Origin of the sequence: Paenisporosarcina sp. OV554 (genome assembly GCF_003058165.1) — a bacterium.
Taxonomy (GTDB): Bacteria; Bacillota; Bacilli; order Bacillales_A; family Planococcaceae; genus Paenisporosarcina.
This window is the reverse complement of the sequence record NZ_QBUC01000017.1, coordinates 1-25,422: the sequence shown is the minus strand read 5'-3', so window position 1 is coordinate 25,422 and position 25,422 is coordinate 1. Positions and strand designations below refer to the sequence as shown.

The 25,422-nt window shown below is 35.7% G+C and carries 27 protein-coding genes and 3 pseudogenes; 8 read left to right on the top strand and 22 right to left on the bottom strand.

The genetic code is table 11. The annotated features are described in order from the left end of the window. Positions 1-44 precede the first annotated feature (44 nt). Both parC and parE read right to left on the bottom strand, forming a co-directional pair. Positions 45-2,489, bottom strand: a complete 2,445-nt coding sequence (gene parC / locus C8K15_RS13950; protein WP_108587005.1) for a DNA topoisomerase IV subunit A — start codon at positions 2,487-2,489, stop codon at positions 45-47. After that, entirely contained in the window at positions 2,486-4,459 is a 1,974-nt protein-coding gene (parE, locus tag C8K15_RS13945) for a DNA topoisomerase IV subunit B (protein ID WP_108587004.1), read from the bottom strand. Before parE ends, parC begins: the two co-directional genes overlap by 4 nt. 208 nt (positions 4,460-4,667) lie before the next feature. Between parE and plsY the strand changes: the two genes are divergently transcribed. Next, positions 4,668-5,273 carry a glycerol-3-phosphate 1-O-acyltransferase PlsY gene (plsY, locus tag C8K15_RS13940; RefSeq protein ID WP_108587003.1) on the top strand — a complete coding sequence of 202 codons (606 nt, stop codon included), beginning with the start codon at positions 4,668-4,670 and terminating at the stop codon, positions 5,271-5,273. A gap of 36 nt (positions 5,274-5,309) precedes the next feature. Continuing rightward, entirely contained in the window at positions 5,310-5,600 is a 291-nt protein-coding gene (locus C8K15_RS13935; protein ID WP_108587002.1) for a HesB/YadR/YfhF family protein, read from the top strand. 40 nt (positions 5,601-5,640) lie between these two features. Here the strand turns inward: C8K15_RS13935 and C8K15_RS13930 are convergent, their stop codons facing one another. From C8K15_RS13930 to C8K15_RS13905, 6 genes and pseudogenes are all read right to left on the bottom strand, one after another. Beyond that, complete coding sequence (locus tag C8K15_RS13930; protein ID WP_108587001.1) at positions 5,641-5,943, bottom strand: hypothetical protein; 303 nt, start codon at positions 5,941-5,943, stop codon at positions 5,641-5,643. Further along, the gene (locus tag C8K15_RS13925) at positions 5,943-6,368 is read right to left on the bottom strand and encodes an acyl-CoA thioesterase (RefSeq protein ID WP_108587000.1); all 426 of its coding nucleotides are present in this window, start codon (positions 6,366-6,368) and stop codon (positions 5,943-5,945) included. Before C8K15_RS13925 ends, C8K15_RS13930 begins: the two co-directional genes overlap by 1 nt. A 73-nt stretch (positions 6,369-6,441) precedes the next feature. Then, positions 6,442-7,167 (bottom strand): annotated as a pseudogene (locus tag C8K15_RS13920) (SDR family NAD(P)-dependent oxidoreductase). A 184-nt stretch (positions 7,168-7,351) separates the two neighbouring features. After that, on the bottom strand, positions 7,352-10,060 hold the full coding sequence (acnA, locus tag C8K15_RS13915; RefSeq protein WP_108586999.1) for an aconitate hydratase AcnA: 2,709 nt from the start codon (positions 10,058-10,060) through the stop codon (positions 7,352-7,354). Positions 10,061-10,196: 136 nt separating this feature from the next. After that, positions 10,197-10,685 (bottom strand): DinB family protein, encoded by a 489-nt coding sequence (locus C8K15_RS13910; RefSeq protein ID WP_108586998.1) that lies wholly within the window; start codon positions 10,683-10,685, stop codon positions 10,197-10,199. 17 nt (positions 10,686-10,702) lie between these two features. Continuing rightward, positions 10,703-11,104, bottom strand: a complete 402-nt coding sequence (locus tag C8K15_RS13905; protein WP_108586997.1) for a thiol-disulfide oxidoreductase DCC family protein — start codon at positions 11,102-11,104, stop codon at positions 10,703-10,705. A gap of 112 nt (positions 11,105-11,216) precedes the next feature. Here C8K15_RS13905 and yfkAB point away from each other — a divergent pair, with 112 nt between their 5' ends. Both yfkAB and C8K15_RS13895 read left to right on the top strand, forming a co-directional pair. Further along, positions 11,217-12,332: a radical SAM/CxCxxxxC motif protein YfkAB gene (gene yfkAB / locus C8K15_RS13900; protein ID WP_108586996.1), complete on the top strand. Its 1,116-nt coding sequence runs from the start codon at positions 11,217-11,219 to the stop codon at positions 12,330-12,332. Between the two features lie 401 nt (positions 12,333-12,733). Continuing rightward, entirely contained in the window at positions 12,734-13,957 is a 1,224-nt protein-coding gene (locus C8K15_RS13895; RefSeq protein ID WP_108586995.1) for a hypothetical protein, read from the top strand. 110 nt (positions 13,958-14,067) lie between these two features. Here C8K15_RS13895 and C8K15_RS13890 read toward each other — a convergent pair whose 3' ends face one another. Then, positions 14,068-14,613: a VanZ family protein gene (locus C8K15_RS13890; RefSeq protein WP_108586994.1), complete on the bottom strand. Its 546-nt coding sequence runs from the start codon at positions 14,611-14,613 to the stop codon at positions 14,068-14,070. 208 nt (positions 14,614-14,821) lie between these two features. On the opposite strand from C8K15_RS13890, the gene xerA reads away from it, so the two are divergent. After that, positions 14,822-15,661: a site-specific tyrosine recombinase/integron integrase gene (xerA, locus tag C8K15_RS13885; RefSeq protein ID WP_108586993.1), complete on the top strand. Its 840-nt coding sequence runs from the start codon at positions 14,822-14,824 to the stop codon at positions 15,659-15,661. A 118-nt stretch (positions 15,662-15,779) separates the two neighbouring features. Here the strand turns inward: xerA and C8K15_RS13880 are convergent, their stop codons facing one another. The 3 genes from C8K15_RS13880 to C8K15_RS13870 all read right to left on the bottom strand — a co-directional run bounded on the left by C8K15_RS13880 (position 15,780) and on the right by C8K15_RS13870 (position 17,016). Further along, positions 15,780-16,205 (bottom strand): GNAT family N-acetyltransferase, encoded by a 426-nt coding sequence (locus tag C8K15_RS13880; RefSeq protein ID WP_108586992.1) that lies wholly within the window; start codon positions 16,203-16,205, stop codon positions 15,780-15,782. Between the two features lie 185 nt (positions 16,206-16,390). Then, entirely contained in the window at positions 16,391-16,669 is a 279-nt protein-coding gene (locus C8K15_RS13875; protein WP_108586991.1) for a hypothetical protein, read from the bottom strand. A gap of 113 nt (positions 16,670-16,782) precedes the next feature. Continuing rightward, on the bottom strand, positions 16,783-17,016 hold the full coding sequence (locus tag C8K15_RS13870; protein ID WP_108586990.1) for a hypothetical protein: 234 nt from the start codon (positions 17,014-17,016) through the stop codon (positions 16,783-16,785). Positions 17,017-17,536: 520 nt separating this feature from the next. Here C8K15_RS13870 and C8K15_RS13865 point away from each other — a divergent pair. Beyond that, positions 17,537-17,785, top strand: coding sequence for a hypothetical protein (locus tag C8K15_RS13865; RefSeq protein ID WP_108586989.1), 249 nt, complete (start codon positions 17,537-17,539; stop codon positions 17,783-17,785). A gap of 160 nt (positions 17,786-17,945) precedes the next feature. Here C8K15_RS13865 and C8K15_RS20880 read toward each other — a convergent pair whose 3' ends face one another. The 8 genes and pseudogenes from C8K15_RS20880 to C8K15_RS13830 form a co-directional block, all read right to left on the bottom strand. After that, positions 17,946-18,086 carry a hypothetical protein gene (locus C8K15_RS20880; protein ID WP_233260498.1) on the bottom strand — a complete coding sequence of 47 codons (141 nt, stop codon included), beginning with the start codon at positions 18,084-18,086 and terminating at the stop codon, positions 17,946-17,948. Positions 18,087-18,235: 149 nt separating this feature from the next. Further along, positions 18,236-18,562, bottom strand: a pseudogene (locus C8K15_RS13860) (YnfA family protein). Positions 18,563-18,767: 205 nt separating this feature from the next. Next, positions 18,768-19,553 (bottom strand): DUF817 domain-containing protein, encoded by a 786-nt coding sequence (locus C8K15_RS13850; protein ID WP_108586988.1) that lies wholly within the window; start codon positions 19,551-19,553, stop codon positions 18,768-18,770. 213 nt (positions 19,554-19,766) lie between these two features. Then, a pseudogene (locus C8K15_RS21515) lies at positions 19,767-20,072 on the bottom strand (MafI2 family immunity protein). Between the two features lie 87 nt (positions 20,073-20,159). Further along, complete coding sequence (locus C8K15_RS13845) at positions 20,160-20,783, bottom strand: NUDIX hydrolase (RefSeq protein WP_108586987.1); 624 nt, start codon at positions 20,781-20,783, stop codon at positions 20,160-20,162. A gap of 152 nt (positions 20,784-20,935) precedes the next feature. Further along, a complete protein-coding gene (locus C8K15_RS13840) occupies positions 20,936-21,409 on the bottom strand; it encodes a DUF4306 domain-containing protein (RefSeq protein WP_108586986.1) in 474 nt (157 codons plus the stop codon). 176 nt (positions 21,410-21,585) lie between these two features. Further along, a complete protein-coding gene (locus tag C8K15_RS13835; protein ID WP_199224118.1) occupies positions 21,586-22,110 on the bottom strand; it encodes a cysteine hydrolase family protein in 525 nt (174 codons plus the stop codon). Between the two features lie 386 nt (positions 22,111-22,496). After that, complete coding sequence (locus tag C8K15_RS13830; protein ID WP_108586984.1) at positions 22,497-23,171, bottom strand: DNA alkylation repair protein; 675 nt, start codon at positions 23,169-23,171, stop codon at positions 22,497-22,499. Between the two features lie 460 nt (positions 23,172-23,631). On the opposite strand from C8K15_RS13830, the gene C8K15_RS13825 reads away from it, so the two are divergent. Beyond that, positions 23,632-23,877, top strand: a complete 246-nt coding sequence (locus C8K15_RS13825) for a GlsB/YeaQ/YmgE family stress response membrane protein (protein ID WP_108586983.1) — start codon at positions 23,632-23,634, stop codon at positions 23,875-23,877. Positions 23,878-23,911: 34 nt separating this feature from the next. Here the strand turns inward: C8K15_RS13825 and C8K15_RS13820 are convergent, their stop codons facing one another. Continuing rightward, positions 23,912-24,598, bottom strand: a complete 687-nt coding sequence (locus C8K15_RS13820) for a lytic transglycosylase domain-containing protein (RefSeq protein ID WP_108586982.1) — start codon at positions 24,596-24,598, stop codon at positions 23,912-23,914. 214 nt (positions 24,599-24,812) lie between these two features. Between C8K15_RS13820 and mscL the strand changes: the two genes are divergently transcribed. Then, the gene (mscL, locus tag C8K15_RS13815; RefSeq protein WP_108586981.1) at positions 24,813-25,196 is read left to right on the top strand and encodes a large conductance mechanosensitive channel protein MscL; all 384 of its coding nucleotides are present in this window, start codon (positions 24,813-24,815) and stop codon (positions 25,194-25,196) included. 55 nt (positions 25,197-25,251) lie between these two features. On the opposite strand, the gene C8K15_RS13810 is transcribed toward mscL, so the two are convergent. Next, on the bottom strand, positions 25,252-25,422 hold a 171-nt coding region (locus tag C8K15_RS13810), incomplete at its 5' end, for an IS3 family transposase (RefSeq protein ID WP_146173659.1).

The window sequence follows — 25,422 nt, the reverse complement described above, 5'->3', positions numbered from 1 at the left end:
GTTTACAACAAAGGAAGCTATAATAGCTCCCTAGTTGTACCCTTTCAAGATTTCTTGCTTTCGATGGTTTTCTTCAGGACTTTCCAAATACGTTCGACAGCTCCATCTTTATCTGTATCGACAATAAATGAACCGTTAGAATAACGATCGGATAATCGGATAGGTTTCGTATCAACTACTTCACGAACTCCTTTTGCTGTCTCGATAATCACTTGTTCATTGTCTTGTACATAGAATACGCCACTAACTCGGTGAGCATTCGATTTCAATTCGCGTAATACTACAATTCCACGTTTAGCACGAGTGCCTTGCTCAAATTCTTTTAAGGACATTTTTTTAACGGCTCCACGATGTGTGACTAAGAATAGATCGCCACGGGCATCAGCTGGTATAGTAGTTGCATTTACGACAACATCGCCGTCTTTTAGGTTAATCCCTTTCACACCACCCGTTTTAACCCCAGTTACAGGTACTTCATCCATATTAAATCTAACGGCATAAGCATTTAAAGTCGCAATAAAGACATCATCCGCTTGTGTAACTAAATCTATATAAACGACTTGATCGCCTTTTTTCAAGTTCATAGTATTTAACGCACGAGAATAGCGTTGTACCTGATATTCTGCAAGCGATGAACGTTTGATTTGACCTAGTTTGGAAACAGCTAAAATAAAGTGAGTGTCATCAAATTTGTCGATTGGAATCGCTTTAATAATGGTCTCATTTGAATCAAGCGATACAATGCTTGAAACATGTTGACCTAAGTCCTTCCAACGAATTTCAGGTAACTCATGAATAGGTTGATAAATATAATTGCCTAAGCTTGTAAATAATAATAAGTGATGTTGTGTATTCATCATCGATTCAAATATCAAATAATCCGATTCTTTCATCGCGAAGTCTTTACCGTTTGAAGCGCTATAAGAACGCGAGCTTGTACGTTTTACATAGCCATCCTTCGTTACAGTAACGACGACTTCTTCACTTGGAATCATTACATCTAATGTTATTTTAATTTCTTCGATTTCATCTTCAATAATAGATCTTCTTGGCTCAGCAAATTGCTTACGTATTGTTTGCAACTCTTGTTTGATAACTTTTGCCAATTGGGATTCGTTATTTAAGATGGCTAATAGCTCACCAATTAATTTTTGAAGACTTGCTTCTTCATTTCTCAAATCGGTAATGTCTGTGTTAGTTAATCGATACAGTTGTAGAGAAACAATCGCTTCGGCTTGTTCTTCAGTGAAAGAAAATGCACGAATTAAATTATTTTTCGCATCACGTTTGTCTTGTGATTGACGAATGGTAATAATCACTTCGTCCAATATCGACAATGCTTTCATTAAACCTTCTACAATATGAATACGATCTTTTGCTTTTTGTAAGTCAAAATTAGATCGTCTTGTCACGACATCTTTTTGATGTGCAATGTAGGCATCTAGCAGTAATGGAAGTGTCATCATGGTTGGACGACGATTATGAATGGCAATCATGTTAAAGTTGTAGGCAATTTGCAAATCTGTATTCTTAAATAAGAATTGAAGAATTCCTCGTGCATCTACTTCTTTTTTTAATTCTATAACAATACGCAAACCAGTTCGATCCGATTCATCACGAACATCTGCAATACCATCTAACCGTTTGTCCAAACGTTGATCATCGATTTTTCGAATTAACACCGCTTTATTCACTTCAAAAGGAATCTCGGTAATGACAATTTGCTCTTTTCCGCCTTTTAATGGTTCAATGTCGGCTTTTGAACGAACAACAATTTTCCCTTTACCGGTTTCATATGCTTTTTTGATGCCGTCGACACCTTGAATAATACCGCCAGTAGGAAAATCAGGTCCTTTTAAAACAGTCATTAGGTCATCAACCGTAGATTCAGGTTTATTCATTCTCATTAATACGGCATCTAACACTTCATGAAGTGCATGTGGTGGCATGTCTGTTGCATACCCTGCAGAAATACCTGATGCTCCATTGACTAATAAGTTAGGAAAACGAGCAGGTAATACAGTAGGTTCTAGTTCCGAGTCATCAAAGTTTTGTACAAGATCTACGGTTTGTTTCTGGATATCTCGTAACATTTCACCTGCGATAGCAGATAAACGTGCTTCTGTATAACGCATTGCAGCTGGAGGATCTCCATCTACCGAACCATTATTCCCGTGCATTTCGATCAACATATGTCGTACTTTCCAGTCTTGACTCATTCGCACCATAGCATCATAAACGGATGTATCACCGTGCGGATGATAGTTACCGATTACATTACCAACGGTTTTAGCCGATTTACGGAAAGGCTTTTCGTTCGTGTTACCTTCATGGAACATTGCATATAAAATACGACGTTGTACTGGTTTTAAGCCATCTCGTGCATCTGGTAAGGCACGATCTTGAATAATGTACTTACTATAACGGCCAAACCGGTCGCCGATGACTTCTTCTAGTGGTAAATCTTGATAACGTTCGGTTTGTGTCATTCTGAATCCTCCTCGGCATGGATGAGATCATTCTCTAAGATATTACTGTCCTCATCTAAACCAAAATTAACATTTCCTTCAATCCAACGTCTTCTAGGTTCTACTTTGTCACCCATTAACGTTGTGATACGTCTTTCAGCACGAGCATCATCATCAATCTCTACTCGAATTAACGTTCTGGTCTCAGGATTCATTGTGGTTTCCCATAATTGAATAGCATTCATTTCTCCTAAACCTTTGTAGCGTTGAATCAAATACCCTTTGCCAATTTTTTTAATTGCGACTTCAAGTTCGGCTTCAGTCCATGCGTAAATAAGAACTTCTTTCTTCCCTACCCCTTTATAAACTTTATACAGTGGAGGTAATGCGATATATACTTTTCCCGCTTCTATTAAAGGTTTCATGTATCGATAGAAGAATGTTAACAACAACACTTGTATATGTGCTCCATCTGTATCGGCATCTGTCATAATGACAATTTTGTCATAGGCAATGTCTGGCACAGAGAAATCAGCGCCTACTCCCCCACCAATAGCATGAATAATCGTCGAAATTTCTTCATTTTTCATAATGTCTGCAAGTTTCGCTTTTTCCGTATTGATTACTTTCCCACGAAGAGGCAAAATAGCTTGGAAAGTGCGGTCACGTCCTTGTTTAGCAGAACCACCCGCAGAATCTCCCTCGACTAAATACAGTTCATTTTTTGCAGCATTTCGAGATTGGGCTGGAGTTAATTTCCCAGATAAGATCGAGCTAGATTTTTTTGATTTCTTTCCACTACGAGCATCTTCACGGGCTTTGCGTGCCGCTTCACGTGCTTGTTGTGCACGAATGGCTTTACGAACAAGTGATGCACTCAATTCTGCATTTTCTTCTAATACATATAAGAGTTTATCCGATACTACAGAATCAACCGCTGCACGAGCTTCACTCGTTCCTAGTTTACCTTTCGTTTGTCCCTCAAATTGAAGGATTCCTTCAGGTATACGTACCGAGATGATTGCAGCAATCCCTTCACGAATGTCTGCTCCTTCTAGGTTTTTATCTTTTTCTTTTAATAAACTAGTTTTTCGTGCATATTCATTAAAGACACGTGTTAATGCTGATTTTGCACCAGTTTCATGCGTTCCACCGTCACGTGTTCGCACATTATTTACAAAAGATAGAATCGTTTCCGAATAGCCATCATTAAACTGGAAAGCGAATTCAACTTCAATCTCATCTTGAGTTCCTTCAACATATGAAACTGGATGTAAGACATCTTTTTCTTCGTTTAAATAACCGACGAATGCTTCAATTCCGGTTTCATAAAAGAAGATATCTTGTGTGCCGTTACGTAAGTCATTTAACTCTATTTTTAATCCTTTTAATAAAAAGGCAGATTCACGTAATCGCTCACAAATCGTTTCATAGTTGTATTTAGTTACCGAAAAGATGGTTGGATCGGGTAGGAAATGAATAGACGTTCCAGATTCTTTTGTTGAACCAATATGTTCAAGTGTTGTTACGGGGTGTCCGCCATTTTCAAAACGTTGACGAAACTTTTTACCGTCACGATGAATGGTGACTTCTAAAAATGAGGATAAGGCATTCACTACTGAAGCACCAACACCGTGTAAGCCGCCACTTGTTTTATAACCGCCTTGACCGAATTTTCCTCCTGCGTGAAGTACAGTAAAGATGACTTCCGGAGTTGGTTTTCCTGTCTTATGTATCCCAGTAGGCATTCCACGTCCAAAGTCTCTAATACTGATACTTTGATCTTCATGGATATTTACGATGATGTGATGACCATATCCTGCTAATGTCTCATCTACAGAGTTGTCGACTATTTCATACACCAAATGGTGCAAACCTCTAGCATCAGTAGAACCAATATACATTCCTGGACGTTTTCGTACCGCTTCAAGTCCCTCGAGTACTTGAATTGCATCGTCGTTATAAGTTGTTAATGATTGATTTTTCGCCAAATCTTTCTCCTCCAAAAAACAAACAGATGTTTTCATTGTATAGAATGAATGCTGCCTTTGCAATGTGTCTCTAGCTATAATACAGTACTTCGACTATTAAACTTGTTTGAATGAAAGTTCAAATAATGCGTTGTGACGGATTGTGACTAGTGATAAACTAGTTTTACATATTAAGAGTACATACTAATTAATTTTAAAGGAGCACTTTATGAATATTGTTATTCTCATATTACTAGCTTACTTACTAGGATCGATACCTTCAGCACTTTGGATAGGTAAACTTTTCTATAAAATCGATATTCGCGAACATGGAAGTGGCAACTTAGGCGGAACTAATACATTTCGTATATTAGGACTTAAAGCAGGTTTAATTGTTTCCATTATGGACATTTTAAAAGGAACAGCAGCTACTTTACTACCGCTTCTTCCTTTCTTTAGTGATACAGACATCCACCCGCTCGTTTTAGGGGTAGTCGCAGTAATTGGTCATATGTATCCGATATTTGCTAACTTCAAGGGTGGCAAGGCTGTTGCGACTTCTGGAGGTGTGTTACTGGCGTATCACTGGCCGATATTCCTTCTTATGATTGTGTCTTTCTTTATCGTGTTGAAACTATCCAAAATGGTTTCTTTTACGTCAATGGTTCTTGGAGTAATAGCACTCATTTATACTCTTGCATATAATATATTCTTTGAAGTAGATATTCCATTATTAGTCGTTATTGTTTTATTATCTTCTTTTATATTATATCGTCATCGTGCGAATATTATCCGCATCAAAGCAGGAACCGAGCCAAAAGTAAAGTGGATATAATACAATAAGATTAGTCCACGAAAGGTTGATGTTCACATGAAAATTATCATTTCAAATGAAGCGATGACCTGGTTTAAAGAAGAAATGGAAACCACATCTGGAGAATACGTTCGATTTTATGCTCGATACGGCGGTTCAAGCCCTTTACATGAAGGTTTCTCATTAGGTGTAACGAAAGAAGAACCCATGGACCTGTCTGTTGAGCGTATAGAAGAAAACATCCATTTTTATATTGAAGATCGCGATGTATGGTATTTTGACGGTCATGATCTCCACGTCAATGTTGACTCGAAATTACAAGAGCTTACGTATTCATATAAGAAGTAAAGTTAATAATCCACTAAGAGTGACTACTCTTAGTGGATTATTATTTTTGTTCAAATCGGTTTAATTGATTCAACATGCCTTCTTTTTTCATAATCGTTTGTTGATGCTGTCCAAACAAATCAAAATGAGGATAAGCTTCTTTGTAATCAATCCACTCTGGTTTTAATCCGTATTGAGTCCCCCACGTAATAAGTCGATTAATATCTGAACAACCAACTTTCGTCACCGTCTTACATCCAGGGAATCGCTCATCTACCCAGTAATGAGTTAGGAACGCTATTTCGCCTCTGCTTACAGTTTCCTTCCATGACACGAGTTCAGGTCGTTTTATGCCAAAAGCCATTATTCTTGCACCATAGCTATTTCGGTATACTTAGCATCCCAATCGGCATCCACTTTTTTCAATGAGACCGGTCGAAACGTGTCTTTCTTTACTAATACGTGTTCTGATTTAGCTGTTGCCGCTATGGTTCCATCCTTGTGTAAAATCTCATAACCATACGTAGTGCGAAGTTTACCATGTGACTCCACCCATGTTCGAACGGTCGCTTTTTCACCATATTTCATCGACGCTTTATATTGTATCGATAAATCAATAACAGGTGATAAGTAGCCTTCTTGTTCTAATCCAGCATACGTGTATCCCAAGTCCTCTATTAATGCTGTACGACCAATTTCCATCCATACTAAATAGTTGGCATGATAGACAACACCCATTTGATCTGTTTCGGCATAACGTATTTCTATTTCCTTTTCACTAATAAACATTATTAAGTCACCTCTAGTCCCATTATACAAAATACGACGACAAAATGGTGCGATAATGCTTGTCGCTTCTACTTTACATCATTATCCCGCCATCTACTTGTAGGACGTGACCTTGAACATAATCTGAGTCACTTGATGCTAAAAATAAATAAGCATTGGCTATATCTATTGGTATTGCAAGACGTTGCAGTGCAATCATTGAAGACATTTGTGCCACTATGTTTTCAGGTATCTTTTCAACCATAGCGGTACGTGTAAATCCTGGAGAAACCGCATTTACGTTGATTCCCTTTAGCCCATGATTTAGTCATACCTATTACAGCAGCTTTTGATGCAGATAATTGGGTTGATTCACATTTCCGTAAACTCCACTTACAGACGAGGTATTAATGATTTTCCCTCTCCCTTTTTCTAATAAATACGGAAGAACAGCTTGCGTGCAATTGAAAAACCCAGTAACGTTTACATCAAGAACTTGTTGAAAATCAGTAGAAGCCATTTTATCCAACATCGCATCACGAGTAATTCCTGCATTGTTTACTAGAATATCTACTCCTCCATATGTTTCAACTGCTTTGGAAACAAGGTTGTCTACACTATCCCTGTCTGCTACATTTACTTGGATATACGGAATGTCATAGCCTATATCTTACTAAGATTTTTTGTTGCTCAATTCCCGTTTATCATCAAAATCTGACATAATGATTTTTGCGCCTTCCTTTGCAAAGCGTTCGCATGCTGCTAATCCAATCCCATTAGCACCCCCTGTGATAATCGCTACTTGATTTTGTAACCTCATCATATTCCCCCTTATATATCCACATAAAAAGCCTGTAAAAAGTGTAGCATAGCGATGTTCAAAATGAATGATAATTTATTCACAAGAGGAAATACTCGGTATGAGGCATGTCTAGGCACATTTGTAAGGTTGTCATTCTAAACAAAAAAAAGACTGTCCAAAAAGGACAGTCTTCTAAAATACTTTAGTTTTTCAATTTGTCACGTAATACCATTGGTAAGATACCACCATGACGATAGTAATCAACTTCTACTTCTGAATCGAAACGAGCTAATACGTCGAATTCTTTTACAGAACCGTCAGCAGAAACAGCTTTAACTGTTAAGATATCACGAGGTTTTACGCCTTCAGCAATGTTTACGCTGATTTCTTCTTTTCCTGTCAAACCAAGTGTTTCTGCACTTTGACCTGCCAAGTATTGAAGAGGTAAAACACCCATCATAACTAAGTTTGAACGGTGAATACGTTCGTAACTTTCAGCAAGAACTGTTTTAATACCTAGAAGGTTTGTGCCTTTTGCTGCCCAGTCACGTGAAGATCCCATACCGTAATCTTTACCTGCTAAAACAACTAAGCCAGTGCCGTCTTGTTGGTATTTCATTGCTGCATCATAGATAGCCATGATTTCGCCATTTGGCCAGTAAGTTGTAAATCCACCTTCTGTACCAGCTGCGATTTGGTTACGAATACGAATGTTCGCAAATGTACCGCGCATCATAACATCATGACTACCACGACGTGAACCATATGAGTTAAAGTCGCGTACAGCTACGCCGCGTTCACGCAAGTATTTACCTGCTGGCGTATCTTTACCAATCGCACCTGCTGGTGAAATATGGTCAGTCGTAATTGAATCACCGAATTTCGCAACTACACGAAGTCCAGCTAGTGTCTGAATAGGGCTAGGCTCAATTGCTAAACCTTCAAAGTAAGGAGGGTTTTGAATATACGTTGAATCTTCATCAAAAGTATATAATGAATCATTTGATGTTTCAATCGCATTCCAACGCTCGTTTTCATTGAATACACGTTCATATTCACTGCGGAACAATTCTGGTGTTACTGTTTTAAGAAGAACTTCTTTAACTTCTTCAGTTGTTGGCCAGATGTCAGCAAAGAATACATCGTTTCCTGCTTGATCTTTACCAAGTGATTCGTTTTGAAGATCAATATCAACTGTACCTGCTAATGCATAGGCAACTACAAGTGGTGGTGAAGCTAAGTAGTTTCCTTTCACTAATGGGTGAATACGACCTTCAAAGTTACGGTTACCAGAAAGAACAGACGTAATTAGTAAGTCGTTTTCGATGATCCCTTTTTCGATTTCAGGAAGCATTGGACCTGAGTTACCGATACAAGTCGTACAACCGTAACCAACTAAGTCAAATCCTACAGCACTTAATGGCTCAAGAAGTCCAGCATCACGTAAGTAACCTGTTACTACTTTTGAACCTGGTGCAAGTGAAGTTTTCACGTATGCTGGTGGACGCAAGCCTTTTTCTGCTGCTTTTTTTGCAACAAGACCGGCACCAATCATAACGAATGGATTAGAAGTATTTGTACAAGATGTAATGGCTGCAATTCCAATAGCGCCTGTAGGAATTGTCACTTCATTACCATCTAGTGTAACTGTTGCAGATTTATTAAATTCTTTTTTAGATAAACCGAATCCTTGGTTGCCTTGAGGAGCAACTACAGCTTTATTGAACTCAAGTTTCATTTCAGACAATGGAATTAAGTCTTGTGGACGTTTAGGTCCAGACATGTTTGGTTCAATTGTTGATAAATCAAGTTCCACAACATCCGTGTAAATTGGATCTTCATTATCAACTGTAAAGAACATTCCGTTAACAGTTAAATATTCTTTAACTACTTGAATGTGTTCAGCGTCCCGGCTAGTTAAACGCATGTAATCAAGTGCTTCTTCATCAACTGGGAAGAAACCACAAGTTGCGCCGTACTCAGGAGCCATGTTAGCAATTGTTGCACGGTCAGCAAGTGGAAGGTTCGTTACGCCAGCTCCGAAGAACTCAACGAATTTACCTACTACACCTTTTTTACGAAGTACTTCAGTTACTTTAAGTGCTAAGTCAGTAGCTGTTGTACCGTTTGGAAGATCACCAGTTAATTTAACTCCGATAACTTCAGGAATTGGGAAATATGACGGTTGACCAAGCATTCCTGCTTCAGCTTCGATCCCTCCAACGCCCCATCCAAGAACACCGATACCATTAATCATAGTTGTATGAGAGTCAGTACCTACTAAAGTATCTGGATACGTTTCGTATGTACCTTCTTCATTTTTAACTGCATGAACAACGTTTGCTAAATACTCTAAGTTAACTTGGTGAACAATACCTGTTGCTGGTGGTACAGCACGGTAGTTATCATATGCTTTTTGAGCCCAGCTAAGGAACTGGTAACGCTCTGCATTACGTTCAAACTCTAATTCCATGTTAATACGAAGTGAATCAGCTGTACCGTATTTGTCTACTTGTACAGAGTGGTCAATAACTAAGTCAACCGGTATTGCCGGGTTGATTTTATCCGGATCCCCACCCATTTCAGCCATTGCTGAACGAAGTGCTGCTAAGTCTACTACTACTGGTACACCAGTGAAATCTTGAAGGATAACACGTGATGGTTTGAACGGAACTTCCGCCTCCGGATCAACGTCTTTACCCCAGTTTGCCAATTTTTCTACGTGGTCATCTTTGATGACATATCCGTCGTGTTGGCGTAAAACGGACTCAAGTAATACTTTAATTGAATAAGGAAGTCGGGAAACATTTGCGATCCCTGCCTCTTCTAACGCTGCTAAACGGTAATAGTTATATGTTTTCCCGTTTAAGTCGAAAGAAGTACGGCTATTATGCAAGTTACTTTTTGCCATGTCTATTCCTCCTTTTATTTATGAAAAGGCTCTCATCTATTGGTAGCGACTTTTCTCCAGTTCTAATCATAACGTAGTCTAGTTTATAAGTAAATTACATTAAAATTATAGGATGTGATAAGTAATTGTTATGACCTTACAACATTTCGATTGTTTTTTTCAATTGCTTTAAATGTCTTTTTTCATGAAGTCCAACGAATGGAAACCACTGTATTAATGGTACGTGTCCAAAAACAGGATGTTTGAATGATTTTTCACGGAATACTTCTTTTGTGCTTGATTCATATACATCTAATAGGAAGAGACGTGAATCATGAAGCTCTTTTTTCATCTCTAATTTTAATTTGTAATCTTCAGTTGGCACAGTATACCCTGGCGCCTCTACTTTTATTAAGCGGTTTGTAGAAAGTGCTATCGGTTTTTTCATCGATTTAGGACTCTCTGGGTTTTTTAATTCCCTCGCAATATTGGTTGCAATGACTGTTTCCATTCGAACTAGATGTTCAAATATTTGTTTTGGAGACCATCCTTCATTTGATGGATTCTTGTTGAATTGCTCATCTGTTAATCCATCAATGGTTTGAAATAGCTCTTTACGAATTTCATTATTATCTTCTAAAAACATCTTTATCTCTCCTTTGACTAATACAAAAAGCGTTTCCTTTGTTGTGGTGAAGGCAAAAAGCACGATTCGTTTTGACGAATTAAGCGATGTCGATGTTTTGCAACCAATCGATAAACATAGTCGCATAACGTCCTTGGTACAAAGTGTGCGTATTTTGCATAACGGTATGGTGCTTTCAAATAAGTTGTAAGTGCAAACACTGCATCAGATTCAACTAATAGCTCTTTTCCCTTAAGAACAACAATTGAATCAATCGATTTTAGATTGGGGTGTTGTTTTTTTAATTGATAGGCAAGTTCACTATCAAGTGCTGCGAAAAAGATTTCTTCAGCCCGTTCATGTTGTAAAATGAATTGGACTGATTGTTGACAAAAACCACAGCTTCCATCATAAAAAAGAACTGGGGATTTAGTTTCCATAAATTTCACCTTTTATTCTTATATTACTTGAATCGACAAATAAACGACAATATAACGTTTTCAATCTTCACTTGGTATGCGACAATGATTTGGTAGAAAGGACGATTACTTAATGATAAACACTACTCTTCAAAAACTTACCCCTTCGTACGATCCTTGGGAAGCTTATTCAGATATAGAAAATCACGGAAAGCTTACACTTTCTAATATTGAATTTACAACAACGACACTTTGTAACATGCGCTGTGCACATTGTGCAGTAGGGTATACATTACAAACGAAAGACCCAGAGGCATTGCCTTTTGATCTTTTACGTCAACGTTTAGATGAAATTCCGCATTTACAGACGCTCAGCATAACTGGTGGCGAACCGATGTTATCCAAAAAATCGGTGACAAATTATGTCCTTCCACTGTTAAAATATGCACATTCGCGCGGTGTTCGCACACAAATCAACTCGAATTTAACATTAGACCCAGAGCGATATATGTTAATTGCTCCTTATTTAGATGTATTACATATCTCTCATAACTGGGGAACGGTGGACGAGTTTGTTGAAACGGGCTTTGCAGTTATGGAACGTAAACCTTCCTATGATCAACGTGCTAAACTTTTTAATCGCATGATTGAAAATAGTCGTATGTTATCTGAAGCTGGTGTCATGGTTTCTGCAGAAACTATGTTAAACAAAAAAACCTTACCTTATTTAGAACATATACACCGACAAGTGGTAGAAGAAATGAAATGTGCTCGACACGAAATACATCCTATGTATCCATCTGACTTCGCTAGTAGTTTGACATCTTTGACACTTGAAGAAACACGACAAGCAATTCATCATTTGCTTGATGTTCGAGATAAAAACACTTGGATGCTGTTTGGTACATTGCCATTTTATCCATGTAGCTCAAGTGCTGAGGATCGCAACCTTCAAGCAAGACTAAAAGACGAGTTGAATGTAACGGTTCGAAATGATCCAGATGGCCGTTCCCGTTTAAATATCAATATCTTTTCTGGCGAAGTCATTGTCACTGACTTCGGTGACGCGCCTGTACTAGGCAATCTAAAAGATGATTCTTTGCCAGCTATATTCGATCAATGGTTAGATTCCCCTCTTGCTAAAGAGTTAAATTGCCATTGTCCAGCCGTCAAATGCTTAGGTCCTAACGTATTAGTGAAAAACATGTATTACAAGGACCACATATTTGAAAGTGGCTCTGTAAAGTGAAAAAACAGCTAATTTGATAACGTGTTCCGTTTTGAAGTACAAAATCACAATTAGCAAGTGTAGTCGCAATAAAATTAACACCAGAATTAACAAGCAATTAACACAAGACTTGGTTTTAAAAAACTCAGAGCATAGAAGCTCTGAGTTTTTTTATTTTTCGGCTTATTGAACTAAAGCACCCGTTAGTTTAAGTGCTAAACTTCACAAACTTGAAACTCTTCTTCAATTTTACAAGATGCTGTCCCTTTACTTCATTAAGAAGTTCAATAAAAAGGCATCTATCCTTCTTGGATCAAAACCCCTGGTAGTTTATGTGTTATTTCTTGCAAACATATGATATTATACAGGCAAATATTTTACAATTTATCGGTGAGTTTGAAATTTAGAAAGGAGATTTTGATATGGACAATAAAGTTAACTTATTGAAAGTGTTAGATGATAAATACGGTGTATCAATTACACCTGTAGAAGATACTGAAAAATATGATAGCTATTTAAAGATTAGTAATGATGACTTTGCAAAAATTAATGCCTGCTTTCAAAATGTTCCATTTGCCTTAAAAAAATTTTATGATGCTAACTATTATTCTGGAACATATAAAGTTGTATATGACAAAGGACTAGGTGGGTTGCAAAGGTCAGCAAAAGATCCAACCATATTTAGAGCTAATGTTGTTGCTCCTGGAACAAATAATGATATTACAGGGCAAGCATTGCTTCAAGAATTAAATCCCGAGATTATGACACTATCTAATTTAGCAATTGCTTCTTTTACAGTTGCTTCTATTGCTACAAACCAATACTTCCTAGCAAGAATTGATAACAAATTAGAATCAGTCGAAAAAAAAGTGAATGAAATTCAAAGGTTTCTAGAGATTGATAAAGAAAGTCAGCTATGGGCAGATGGTGAATTCTTAAAAGAAGTACGAGACAATGCTCAATATATTTTAAATAATGAAACATATAGTCAGGCAACACTTATAAATGTCCAATCTATAAGGAGAACAGCTCTAGCTAATATCAAATTATATTATGAGCAATTACAAAATTTAAAAACAACGCTCAATCAAAACGATAATAGCAAAGAAACAACAGAAAAACTTAATAAATATAAAGGTTATTTACCTAAGTATTGGTATTCAGTTTATTTATATGTAATGGCATATCATTTGGAAGTGTATCTATCAAATATTACTGATTCTTCTTTCTTACAAAAAGTAATTTTAGAAATGGAGAAGATTGTTAATATGTATCAAGAAGGATATGACGTTATTAAAGGTTTAATTAACAAATATATTGATGAAGTGAAGGCATTAAAAACTAATGATATACCAGCGAAAGTTATGAAAAATGTAGGCGAAATTGTAAATAGTCCTGGGAGCAGTCCATTTTTTAAGGGTGTCGGAATTTTTCTAGATATGAGTGCAGACGGATTAGATAAACACGAAAAAACTAAAAAAAATGCTAAGAAAACAGATATAATTGATGAATTGGAATTAGTAATTAAACCTTATTCTGATTTAGAACCTTTGAAGTTTCAAATTGAAGCAATAAATAAAATAGATACTGCTTATAATAAACGTCTTGAATTAATTGTAACCAGTAATGAAGCATATATAAAATGAATTCAAGTAGATTAAACTAAATCCCAATTAATCGGTGAGCTAATTTGAAAACACTTAAGACACTTCCTCTGTGTCTTTTTTTATATTATCGCCAATTCTCCCATTCACAACTAATGGTTATATCTTCTACTAACCTGCCCCGTTAGTTTTTTTTCAATTTTAGTCGCTTTAAGTATAAGAAAACCTATCATAGTACCTAAAGTATTTAATATAATATCATCAATATCGAACGCCCTGTTGGGGAGTAGTAGTTGAATAAACTCTATTGACGTTGAACTTAATAAACCGACTAAAACAACACTCATCATATTGTTTAGTCTCTTGAATTTTAATACTAGAATGAAACCTAAAGGCGTAAATAAAATGATATTTCCTAAAATATTTCTTAAGGGAACCATATAATAAAAGTGATTTAATAATTCATTAATACTTGCAAACGGCACAAAATTATTAGGTGAATCGTATTCAGGACCAAAAGCTATTTCAAGTGGGAAAATTGTTAGTCCTATGATTCCCATCACACTGACAAAGTAAAGAAGATTTACAATTTCTCGTTTAATATCAAATTTCTTTTTAACATAGGTAATGTTAAAAACCTTGAAAATTATCCATATAATCGTGATAGCTACCGCGGGGTAGAGAAAATGAATTCTCAAAATTACACATCCTTTTTTTATCTTAAAAATTACATAATACACAAATTATACCATTAGTAGTCCGATAACGTTTTACGTTTTAAAATATAAGTTAATTATCATATTCTTATTCAACTAACCTGCCTCGTTATTAAAATATCAATATGTCTTAATTTCGATAGAAATGGCAATATTTCCTTTAACAAGACTTTTTTGAGGGGGAACAAAATTGCTACTGTCAAAAGCATGGGAAGCATTTGAATCGGATAAAAGGATCCAAGGCTTTTCTCCACAGACATTAAAGGCTTATCTGCTTCAATTATCATTACTTATTGATTATTTTAAGGATGTTGAAATAACAACTTTGGACACAAATCAATTGAAAGAATACCTTGCAATTTCAGGGAAACATTTAAAACCAGCCAGTCTTGCACATAGAATCCGATTTCTGAAATCGTTATTCCGTTGGTCCCATGAAGAAGGCAACATACGAAAGAATCCAGCTGCGAAAATTAAAGAACCTAAAGTGGGCAAGCGAATTCCTAAGTATTTAACCGAAAGGGAAATCGAACTTTTGCGTGAAGCCTGTCATTTACCAATAGAGAAAGCGATCTTTGAGTTCATGTTTTCTACCGGTTGTCGAATCGGAGAAATCGTTTCGTTAGAAAAGAACCATATTAATTGGTCCAATCAATCTGCAATAGTTAGAGGAAAAGGCGATAAGGAGAGAGAAGTTTATTTTAATATACGCTGCGACATATGGCTGAAACGCTATATGGACAGTCGCACTGACAATGATCCAGCCATCTTCGTCACTGAAAGGCACCCACATATAATGAGTGTCGCCCAAATGAGATACATCATCAAGAGGATTTCAAATCGTGCTGGAATTAATAAAGAGATCCATCCACATCAACTCAGACACAGCTATGCTACTCATTTGTTAAATAATGGAGCACCAATTGAAGTTATTCAAAGTCTTCTAGGACACGAGAAGAGCGAAACTACCCGGATTTATGCTCAACTAAGTGGAAGACTAAGGAAGGAGTATTATCAGAAATACTTTTAAATGTAAAAAGGGCAACGTCTTAAATGACGTTGCCCTACTTGCCTTGACTAAAGCACCCGTTAGTTCATTAAGGTCATGCGATCATGGTCCTAAAGTGAAGATGAATTTAACTTTCAGATCAAAGACTGTTCAATCTTTTAAATAAATAATAATGATCAAAACCTTCTGGATAGTTTTCAAGTTTACCTAAAACTTCATAACCAAGTTTTTTATAAAAATCAGGGGCTTGAAAACTATAAGTCTCCAATCTAATTAAATTACACCCTTTTTCTATAGCTACTTTCTCTGCTTCCTTCATTAACTCTCTTCCTTGACCTTGTCCGCGTAACACGTCATCAATCCAAAGAATCTCAATGTGAAAGCATTTCCAATCTATATTCCCTAATATTCCACCTAATATGTTGTGATTGTCATCTTTAATAATAATATTTATTTTTTCTTCTTCAGTATAAGCAACTTGTTTCTTATTGTAATTGATTAGACTTTCTCTAACATATAATGCTTCCTTTTTATCATATCCAACATGAAGTTTTAAGTTTTCCATCTGTAATATTACCTCCTATAAACCAATTAATTAGTGTTTATAGTTCAATTGTATCACCATTTAACAAGCTATCACAGACAATAAAAAAGCGCTAGATTAGCTGCGCATTTATAGTTCGGAATGCGTCAGAAAAAGCCAACAGATCACTGTTGACTTGAATTATGTTTATTAAACTAAAGCACCCGTTAGTAAAAAACTTGAGAAGATATAATAATCACTATAACCCCAAATCCTAAATCACGTAGATAGACCCATTTATCTTCTTTTTGAAAATAACTTTCAATCCCATCTATAATTGCATTAACCCCTAATAAGACGAATAACCAACCGAAAAAGAAATCAGTATTTTCACTGATAAAGCCCATTACAAGCATGAACATCATTGCTATTTTGATTAAAGTTTTTATAATAAAAAATGGTTTTGTTCTTTTCTTTTTTTCACTTTCTTCAGGAAATAATCCCATTTTAGAACCCCACCTTCATTTTATTTTATTCCTTTTTCTTTAAGTATAATATAAAGTGGTAATTTTTGGTTTGACATATCAACATTCTTGTTCAACTAATCTGCCCCATTAGTTTAATTAGAACCTTTATCTCGTTCCATTAAATAATTTTCGTAAGCCTTTTGGACTTTATCTTTTTGGGGAGATGTAGATAAAATACTTATATGTATGTCATTTAGTAAATGCAATCCTCTAAATATACAACCCATAACTATTCCAAAAGCAATGACCGCTCCTACAAGTGGTCCCATAGTAAATAAAACAAGTCCTAAAATCGCACTCAAAACTATTGAAAGAAGCAAATACACATTAACCCTCCATTCAGCTTTTGAAAGCCTAACTCTTTGGATACCTACTCTTCAACTAAGTTGAGTAAGCATATTCTATTGCATATTATTTTCGATATGTGTAACGGTAAGTTATTTCATCTATAAAATGATATAACTCCCATTAATTTTTACGATTGTCTTTATTCAATTTCTATTCCTCCTTATTAAGTTTCTTGTGTCAAAAGCTACATAAAGCATCATTCTCTTATTCAACTAACCTGCCCCGTTAGTTGAACAAGAAACTGGATGATTCGTCCGTCAAACATCTATTCAATCGCTGAACCGGGTTTTATATAGCCTACATAATAGGTTGACATAACATCCGGATTAGGATGTGATCACCTTCGGTTCGAATGGGTTGTCAAAAAAGGCAACCGTCCAGATAAGACGATAATCTACCGGAGCACCGGGATATTTGATGAACTCCATTCAAAGCATCTACTCATTAATCCCTTTTGTTAGCCATATATTTAAACAATATAAGGAGGATGAGTAGATCATGCAAACAAAAGAAATGCGCTTACGGCGAATCCAACATCTTGCTCATGAAATTATGGATGAGATGAATGTAAGGAAAGAGCTAAGACAATTTGATACATTAAGACTTGTGATTGATAATCTATCCCGCGCAATCGGCGATTTATCAGATCCATTGGGTGATTATTCACTCGACTATATAGAAGAAAAAGTGGGGAATGCGCATTGCCTGCTATTTAAAACCCCAAAAAAGATACACTTTCATCCTTAACTCCACTTGGGGTACCTCAGCAGAGCTTAGCTTTTAATACATATAGTAAGAATCACACTACACTTAAATAAAAAAAAGTACCAGTCACCTTAAATTTGTTAATGATGAACAAGCAATAAAACACAGAACGGCCAATACCAAAATTGGTAGTGGCTTTTTATTATCGTTCGTACCCTCTTTCCATCGAATCCCATCTGAATCTGCTTTTCCTTTTTCCTTTAGTCTGTTGCTGCTGTCTTTGCATTTGTTGTCTATTTGCTTCTCGGCTAGCTTGTTCCCTACCTTGTAGCATTGCATCCAATATGCCTTAACTTCTACTTACTGGCTACGCTTGTGATTGGATAAAAGATCTTTGGCTTCCAATTTTTCCAATGTTTGTGTTTGTTTGTTCCAGTCGTCTATGCTCCTTGTTGAACTAATGCTGATGATACATGGCCACAGATTTATTAATTAATTACGAGGAATAAATAACATAATAGATACCCCAGTTAAGCAAATCAAAGCACCTATCCAATCGTATGTATCAGGCATTTTTTTATCGATTCCCCATCCCCAAAGGACAGACAATATAATAAATACACCACCATAAGCAGCGTAAACTCTGCCGAAAGATGGAAATGATTGATAAGTAGCAATACCCCCGTATAGAGCTAACGAAATTCCTCCAAATATTCCTAAATAAGCAGACTTGTCTTCCCTTAATCAAAGCCATATGAGGTATCCGCCAATAATTTCAGCTAAGCCAGCAAATAAAAAAAGAACGATTACTGTAAACAAAATACCTCACCCTTTCCGTGCTCTTTAACTATCAGTGGCATTTGAATTAACCTTTGTAAAACACTCTGACCACGTAAGACAGTGACACTTCAATCCATTTTTTAATACATCCAACATAGCATTAATGTGCTCCTTTTGTTTCTCTAATTCAGAACACTTGGAAAATCTGCTATTAGTTTAGATACACTAGATACCCTAAAAACGTCTATTCCCTCGGTGCACGGCCTAGTGGAGTTTTTCCCTTAACCTGCTTTAACGTCGCTACTATAAGAAAGCTAACAATCACTAATAAGAGCCATGAACTCACCTTTCCTAGATGAACGAGACTCCATGCATCGATTTGGTTTGGATATTCCCAAGCTCCGAAGAACGTTGCGATATTTTCGGCTATCCATATAAAAAATCCGATGAGCACAAAAGAAAGAGCGAGTGGCATACGGTAACGAGTTCCATCAACCTCGTAAGTGACCCATGATTGCCAAAAGACGATAATTACAAGTCCAGATAACCACCAACGAACGTCAATCCAATAATGGTGGGTGAAAAAATTTAAATAAATCGCAGCTGCAAGAGGTACAACTACCAAAAACGGTGGCCACTTAACCAGTTCAACCTTAAACCTCCTCCACGCCTGGCAAAGATAACTCGCTACACTTGCGTACATGAATCCGCTATACAAAGGAACTCCAAAAATTTTGAAATATCCCTCCTCTGGATAAGACCAGGAGCCCATATGTACCTTGAAAAGTTCAAGAGCAAGTCCAATAAGGTGGAACAATGTGATAACCTTTAGTTCATTCCGTGTTTCAAGCCCAGAACGCACCATCCACCACTGCATCAGAAGGCAGATGATGAACAGCCAGTCATAACGTGGTAGGAAGGGAATTGGCATGATTTGTGTAAAAGCCAAAGAGGCAAAAATAACGACAGGAAACAAACATGATAGAGCCTGATCCCAACCAAAACGTACGAGTTGTTTTAGTGCTCTCATGATTTGTGCCTCCAAAGGTTTTTTCTGAATATATGTAAGTCCTGCTTAGTATAGTAGCTAAATAGATTTAGGGTATGTACATAGGTTTACCGTAGATTAATTTCTTTTATTTAAAAAGGTTATTTAAAGGAGTTATCTTTAGGTGCAAAGCATTTTGTACTAGAAGCAAAATATTTTCATGTGAAGCTCCCGTTAGGTAAAATGAGTTTACCTTTAATCTTCCCATCTTAAAAAAGCCCAAAAGTGCAACTTCTCCATTCTTAAAGGGTATGGAACATGCAAGTATTCCTCATTAACGGTTTTAATTATAGGGAAATCGGCTATTACCTCAGCTCAAGCTATGCTTAATATCTCTTTTTCTTCCTTAGTTGGTTCCTCGTTAAAGTAACCTCTCCTGTACATCGTTTCGTTTTCTAATTTCACTGTAAGTCCTCTTAATTTGTAGGGTATTGGCTCTAGTAGGGCGTAATGGCAACAAATAGTCAAATAATATTTGGAAATTAATAAATAAAACGACACTTAAACCAAAAAGTTTCATTAAACTTCGTTATTGAAAACCAGTACCTTACCTCGTTAGCTGAACTGGTTAATTGCATATGATTAGTTCTATTTAATATGTTCTTTTATTTTTTTGATAACAGTTTTATAAAATGAAATTTGGTGAGGTACGAATTCACTTTTTCCAACATACTCATCAATTAAGATTTTATTTCTATCTATATTTATTTTAAAGCCCTTTAATTTAATTGTTTCTCTTTCACCTAACCAAAGATCAATAAAATCGTTCAATTCAACTTTCACAATCCCCGAAACTTCTTCCTCTTGAAGAATAAAGTCATCAAAGGTTTTGTCACTTTTATATAAAAATACGTTTGCTAATTCCCTATCTATAAAATTTTCTCTTATTACACAGTAATCAATTACACCTAACGGTACTAATTCTTGGAAAGGAACATCAATTCCTACTTCCTCTTTAATCTCTCTTACACCGTCTTGAACTGTTTCATTAGCAAGTAAATGTCCAGCGGCAGTAATGTCAAATAAATTTGGATAGTCTTTTTTAGTGTCACTACGTAGTTGCAAATAGATATAATTTGTACCCTGTTCTTCACTAACGAACCAACAATGAAAAGCTTCATGCCAATAGCCAATTCTATGTACTTCTTCTCGAGTGGCTACGCCTAATTGGTTTCTGCATTCATCAAAAATTTTTAAATGTTCCTTTTCCATACGTTTTTTACTCCTCAAACTTTTAAATACACCTTATCTGGCTTACATTCCTTATTGAACTAACCTGCCCCGTTAGTTCAATAAAAAAGGGCTGCTTAAGCAGCCCGATGATCTTTAACTAAAGCACCTGTTAGTTGAATAAGAAATACAATTTAATATATTTCTTTAGTCTTATTGTTAAAAATTCTTACCAACGCAATAAGAATTGATATCATCCCTATTAATAAAAAACTAATGAAAAAAATTTTCAAACCAATAGTTGGAGAATTTGATACAAAACCACTTAATACCAAGAATAATATGCCAATAGATGTTAGGAAATACGAAAACATCTTATCGTTACGTTTAAGTAGAATATATCCTATAAGGATTAGAAGGTACGTACCACTTAGTAACATAATTAAAGGAAATGTAGGTAAAAATTTAGCTGCATATACAAAATAGTCAATAGGTAAAATATCGCTTGCTTGCTTCACAGGACCATTTACTATCTCAGAAAAGATAGCAGTATGTTTCCATTCCCATGTGACATGTAATATTGCACTTCCCTCATACCACGTAGCAAGAGCAGAAAATATAAAAGCCATTAAAGCTAAAGATAATTGGATAATAATTTTAAAAGACATTTTTACACCTCCAAGATATACTCAATATTAACATTAATTTACATTACAGAAAACTTACAAGGGGAGGTGAAATTGAATAAGCGAAGAAGAAAAAAGAGCTACATTAGTAGCTCACTGATCATTAACTAAAGCACCCTTTAGTTAATGTAAAAATTTTTCACATTTGTATGACCAAGCTATGAATAGAATATAATTTCACGACTCGGAAAAACATCTGCAAACCAACGTAATACGCTATTGTGATGGTTAATAATTTGCTGAGCAGTAATTTCCTCCGAACTCCATGTACTATGTGTATCAGTAACTAAAGTTACTTTATATCCCATACTAAAAGCCCTTCTACACGTTGTATCAACACATACTTCTGTTTGAATTCCTGTTATAAATACATGCTCAATACCACGTTTTTTCAATTCCTCGTCTAAAGGAGTGTTAAAAAAAGAATCTGGAGTTGTTTTTTGTATTATAACATCTTCATTTTGTGGAGAAATATCGGAATGAATTTCCCATTCTTTTGTTCCATATTCTAAAGATTCTCCAACAGCTGCATTGTGTTGTACATAAACAATTGAGGTGTTTGTAGAACGTGCTTGGGTTATTAACTCGTTTAAATTTTCAAGCAACGAATCGCCTTTATACACTTCATTAACTTCTGGAAACATTCCATTTTGAACGTCAATAATCAATAATGCTTTTTTCATTATTTTCTCCCCCTAACAAGAGACGACGTATGTTCTCTTCTAATTGTAGGCCTAATCAAATGAAAATCACACAGATTCTTCCACTAACTTGCCGTTTTAGTTCAATAATGTTCATCTTAACTTTAACATAAATATCCATTTATCCTTTTATTGGGCATAGTAACTCGTAAGTGTTTTAACATGAATTCGCAACACTACAATAACTTCTGTCATCTTGCAAAATAAGGTGCTATTTGATATGCTAATTTTCTTTTATTTAGTTTATAAACCCTGTCAAATCAATACAAAGAAGCAGTTCAAATCAGATTCTAATTAGTCTGCTAATTGGTTTGCTATTTAATGTTTTGTACTCGAAAACAGAACCCGTTACCATATTGGCCGCTTTTTCATTTTAGATGCTTTAAGGCTTCACGTTTACTTAATGGTTTTAATTCATGTGATGCAACAAATTGTTGGACGAAGACAGGGTTGGTTTTTGCATATTCTCTTAACACCCAACCAATAGCTTTTTGTATAAAGAATTCATTAGAATTTTTATGTTTTGTTATAATTTCAATTAATACTTTTTCATCTGTGTCTTTTTTATATTTTAATTGATGAAGGATGGCTGCACGATTTAACCACATATTATCAGAATCTGACCACTGGAGCATGACCTTCTCTCCATTCTTTCGGTCTCTTTTGACAATATCTCCAACAATAGTCGGTGCAATGGAATCCACACTATCCCACCATGACTTTTTGGTTATCAGTTTCTCAAGAAACCCCAAATCGTCAACAGATAATGTTTTTAGTTTTTTGCTAAGTAAAGCGATCGCCACATATTGATACTCTCGCTCAGGCAATTGATAAATATTCCAAACTTCCTCAAGCAACTCAGGTTTTTCAGGAATGTCATGTGTTGAGAAGTAATTTCTTAATGCTTCCGTTCGAGCAGGGCTTTTAATACCTAAAAAGGGAAAATGATGTTTCATATAAGCTTTCATCGGCTCAGCTAATTGATCATTACTAAGATTTTTAAATAATTGAACATATGTATGACGATTCCATGGTTGTTTCACTTTATTGCTCCTTTTACACTGACCTTATTAATCTGCTAAAAAAGGTGGATAGATTTCCTATCCACCTTTTTTTATAAAAATTCAATTACATCGAATACGAGGTTAAAGATAAATACTGTATGAATAACTACAAACCATAGTGCCTGTTTATTTAGTTTTTTCATCATGATTTGATCCATCTCAACCATCTCCCTTTCTTAGATTATACGCCTCAAATTTAGAATTCGCAAAATATTTTTACAACTTTCTTTATAAATAAAGGAGTATTTACTTTGTTATTTTATGTCGAAATACATAAAAAATGAACATTTGGAAATCATATTTACATAGCTCATTTATTTATAGGTAAATCGGCTTAACCTTGATGAAATAATTTTTCAAAAGTGGTTTGAACCTATTCAATTGAGGCTATCTATTAAGTAAGCAAGACAAACAATTATTGAACAGGAGATGGACAAACATGGAATTCATTTTATATCTTATTATCGGTGGTATTATTGGTTGGTTAGCTGGACTGATTCTTGGTAAAGATGTACCAGGCGGAATTATTGGTAACATTATTGCAGGTATTATTGGCGCTTGGATTGGCGGGATGTTATTCAGTTTTGGACCAGCAATTGCCGGTATTCAAATCATTCCAGCTTTAATCGGAGCAGTTATTTTAATATTCATCGTAAGCATGATTTTAAAAGCTTTACGTAAATAATAAAAAGAGTCGTTCGAAATTCGAACGACTCTTTTTATTGTGTTGAAGACAGAGCTTGTCCCTCTGTCCTCTGTTCTTCTTCATATTTATTGTAATAATAAAGAACATCTTCTACATATTCATCACTATGATTGTACATATGGATAGCCTTTTCTATATTACCGGATGCTGCACCATTACTGGCTAAATATTTTGCAGCACTATGCATGGCATCTTCCATTTGAAAGGGATCTGCTTTACCATCCTCATTAGCGTCTACACCGTATCCCCCGTATTTAGCAATTATCTTTGGATTCGTTTTATCTTCGTCTGAGATAGCACCTTTTCCTTTACCTGAGCAACTTGGATGTTCCCAGCCAACAAATGTACATGGCATGAATTGCATATGTCCTTCAGCTCCTACTGGAGAAAGAAGTGGATCCATTGTTGAAAATTTCGTTTCAATACGATGATGTGCAGCTAATAATGTCCAGGGTATTTCATATTTATCTGCTGCTTCTTGATAAATGGGTATATATTCTTCCGGAATTTTGATATCCATCATCTTGTTTGGGGCATCTTGAATGGAATCTTTCACTATGTGGATGATTGGAATTCTTTTCAAATCTCCCCAGTACACACTTGCCAAGACGAAAATCGTCATCGTGATTGGAACCATAAGAATAATGACAAGGCTTTTTGTCACAATGGATATGGGCTTCTTTTTCTTTTGTATTTTCATGTTGTCGCATCCTGTTTTTTCTTCATTTTATCACACATATTCTAAGTCAGTCACTTCATTTTAAAAATGCTCTGTGGTGAGATCCAATCTATCTTATATAAGAAGACTTAAAAATTTATAACCAACTGGGCGATTTCGACGAATAAAAACAAATTTTTCATATACAGAAAGTTTTTCTTTTTGTACACTTACTAGTTAAAGGAGATGAGGAATTATGTGGCAAGACTTTAAGAAGTTTGCATTTAAAGGTAATGTCATGGATTTGGCAATTGCAGTAGTAATCGGCGCAGCTTTCGGTAAAATCGTAACTTCCCTTGTAACAGACATTATCACACCTTTAATTGGCGTCCTAATGGGTGGAGTGGATTTCTCTGGTTTAGTATTTCAAGTTGGCAAAGCTAAATTTATGTACGGGAACTTTATACAATCAATCTTCGACTTTATCATTGTAGCTTTAGCAATCTTTATGGTTATTCGTATTATGCTGAAATTCCAGCGTAAAAAAGAAGAAGTGGTTGAAGAAAGTCCAGTTATTGATGCTAAAGAAGCATTACTTGTTGAAATTCGTGATTTACTCAAAAACCAAAAGCCTCTATAGATTAGACATAAAAAGCACTGCATTTGATCTGAACCCAAAAAGTTAGACACGAATATTAGGCGGCTGATGAGGTATGAATTCGGTATTGAACCGGACTCATGCCTTTTAATTTTGCCTTAATCCGTTTGTGGTTGTAGTAATCAATATATTGTTCTAATTCTTGCTTGAGATGATCGATACTTTCAAACTCTTTAAGATATAATAACTCAGATTTCAATAAACCAAA

Bases quoted from the DNA above. Each gene is read 5' to 3' on its own strand.
- mscL (WP_108586981.1), top strand. From the start codon at position 24,813: ATGTGGCAAGACTTTAAGAAGTTTGCATTTAAAGGTAATGTCATGGAT.
- C8K15_RS13910 (WP_108586998.1), bottom strand. From the start codon at position 10,685: ATGTTTTTAGAAGATAATAATGAAATTCGTAAAGAGCTATTTCAAACC.
- C8K15_RS13875 (WP_108586991.1), bottom strand. From the start codon at position 16,669: ATGGGATTATTTCCTGAAGAAAGTGAAAAAAAGAAAAGAACAAAACCA.
- C8K15_RS13935 (WP_108587002.1), top strand. From the start codon at position 5,310: ATGAAAATTATCATTTCAAATGAAGCGATGACCTGGTTTAAAGAAGAA.
- C8K15_RS13850 (WP_108586988.1), bottom strand. From the start codon at position 19,553: ATGAGAGCACTAAAACAACTCGTACGTTTTGGTTGGGATCAGGCTCTA.
- yfkAB (WP_108586996.1), top strand. From the start codon at position 11,217: ATGATAAACACTACTCTTCAAAAACTTACCCCTTCGTACGATCCTTGG.
- C8K15_RS13820 (WP_108586982.1), bottom strand. From the start codon at position 24,598: ATGAAAATACAAAAGAAAAAGAAGCCCATATCCATTGTGACAAAAAGC.
- C8K15_RS13930 (WP_108587001.1), bottom strand. From the start codon at position 5,943: ATGGCTTTTGGCATAAAACGACCTGAACTCGTGTCATGGAAGGAAACT.
- C8K15_RS13840 (WP_108586986.1), bottom strand. From the start codon at position 21,409: ATGTCTTTTAAAATTATTATCCAATTATCTTTAGCTTTAATGGCTTTT.
- plsY (WP_108587003.1), top strand. From the start codon at position 4,668: ATGAATATTGTTATTCTCATATTACTAGCTTACTTACTAGGATCGATA.
- C8K15_RS13865 (WP_108586989.1), top strand. From the start codon at position 17,537: ATGCAAACAAAAGAAATGCGCTTACGGCGAATCCAACATCTTGCTCAT.
- acnA (WP_108586999.1), bottom strand. From the start codon at position 10,060: ATGGCAAAAAGTAACTTGCATAATAGCCGTACTTCTTTCGACTTAAAC.
- C8K15_RS13880 (WP_108586992.1), bottom strand. From the start codon at position 16,205: ATGGAAAACTTAAAACTTCATGTTGGATATGATAAAAAGGAAGCATTA.
- C8K15_RS13905 (WP_108586997.1), bottom strand. From the start codon at position 11,104: ATGGAAACTAAATCCCCAGTTCTTTTTTATGATGGAAGCTGTGGTTTT.
- C8K15_RS13835 (WP_199224118.1), bottom strand. From the start codon at position 22,110: ATGAAAAAAGCATTATTGATTATTGACGTTCAAAATGGAATGTTTCCA.
- C8K15_RS13825 (WP_108586983.1), top strand. From the start codon at position 23,632: ATGGAATTCATTTTATATCTTATTATCGGTGGTATTATTGGTTGGTTA.
- parC (WP_108587005.1), bottom strand. From the start codon at position 2,489: ATGACACAAACCGAACGTTATCAAGATTTACCACTAGAAGAAGTCATC.
- C8K15_RS13895 (WP_108586995.1), top strand. From the start codon at position 12,734: ATGGACAATAAAGTTAACTTATTGAAAGTGTTAGATGATAAATACGGT.
- C8K15_RS13925 (WP_108587000.1), bottom strand. From the start codon at position 6,368: ATGTTTATTAGTGAAAAGGAAATAGAAATACGTTATGCCGAAACAGAT.
- C8K15_RS13845 (WP_108586987.1), bottom strand. From the start codon at position 20,783: ATGGAAAAGGAACATTTAAAAATTTTTGATGAATGCAGAAACCAATTA.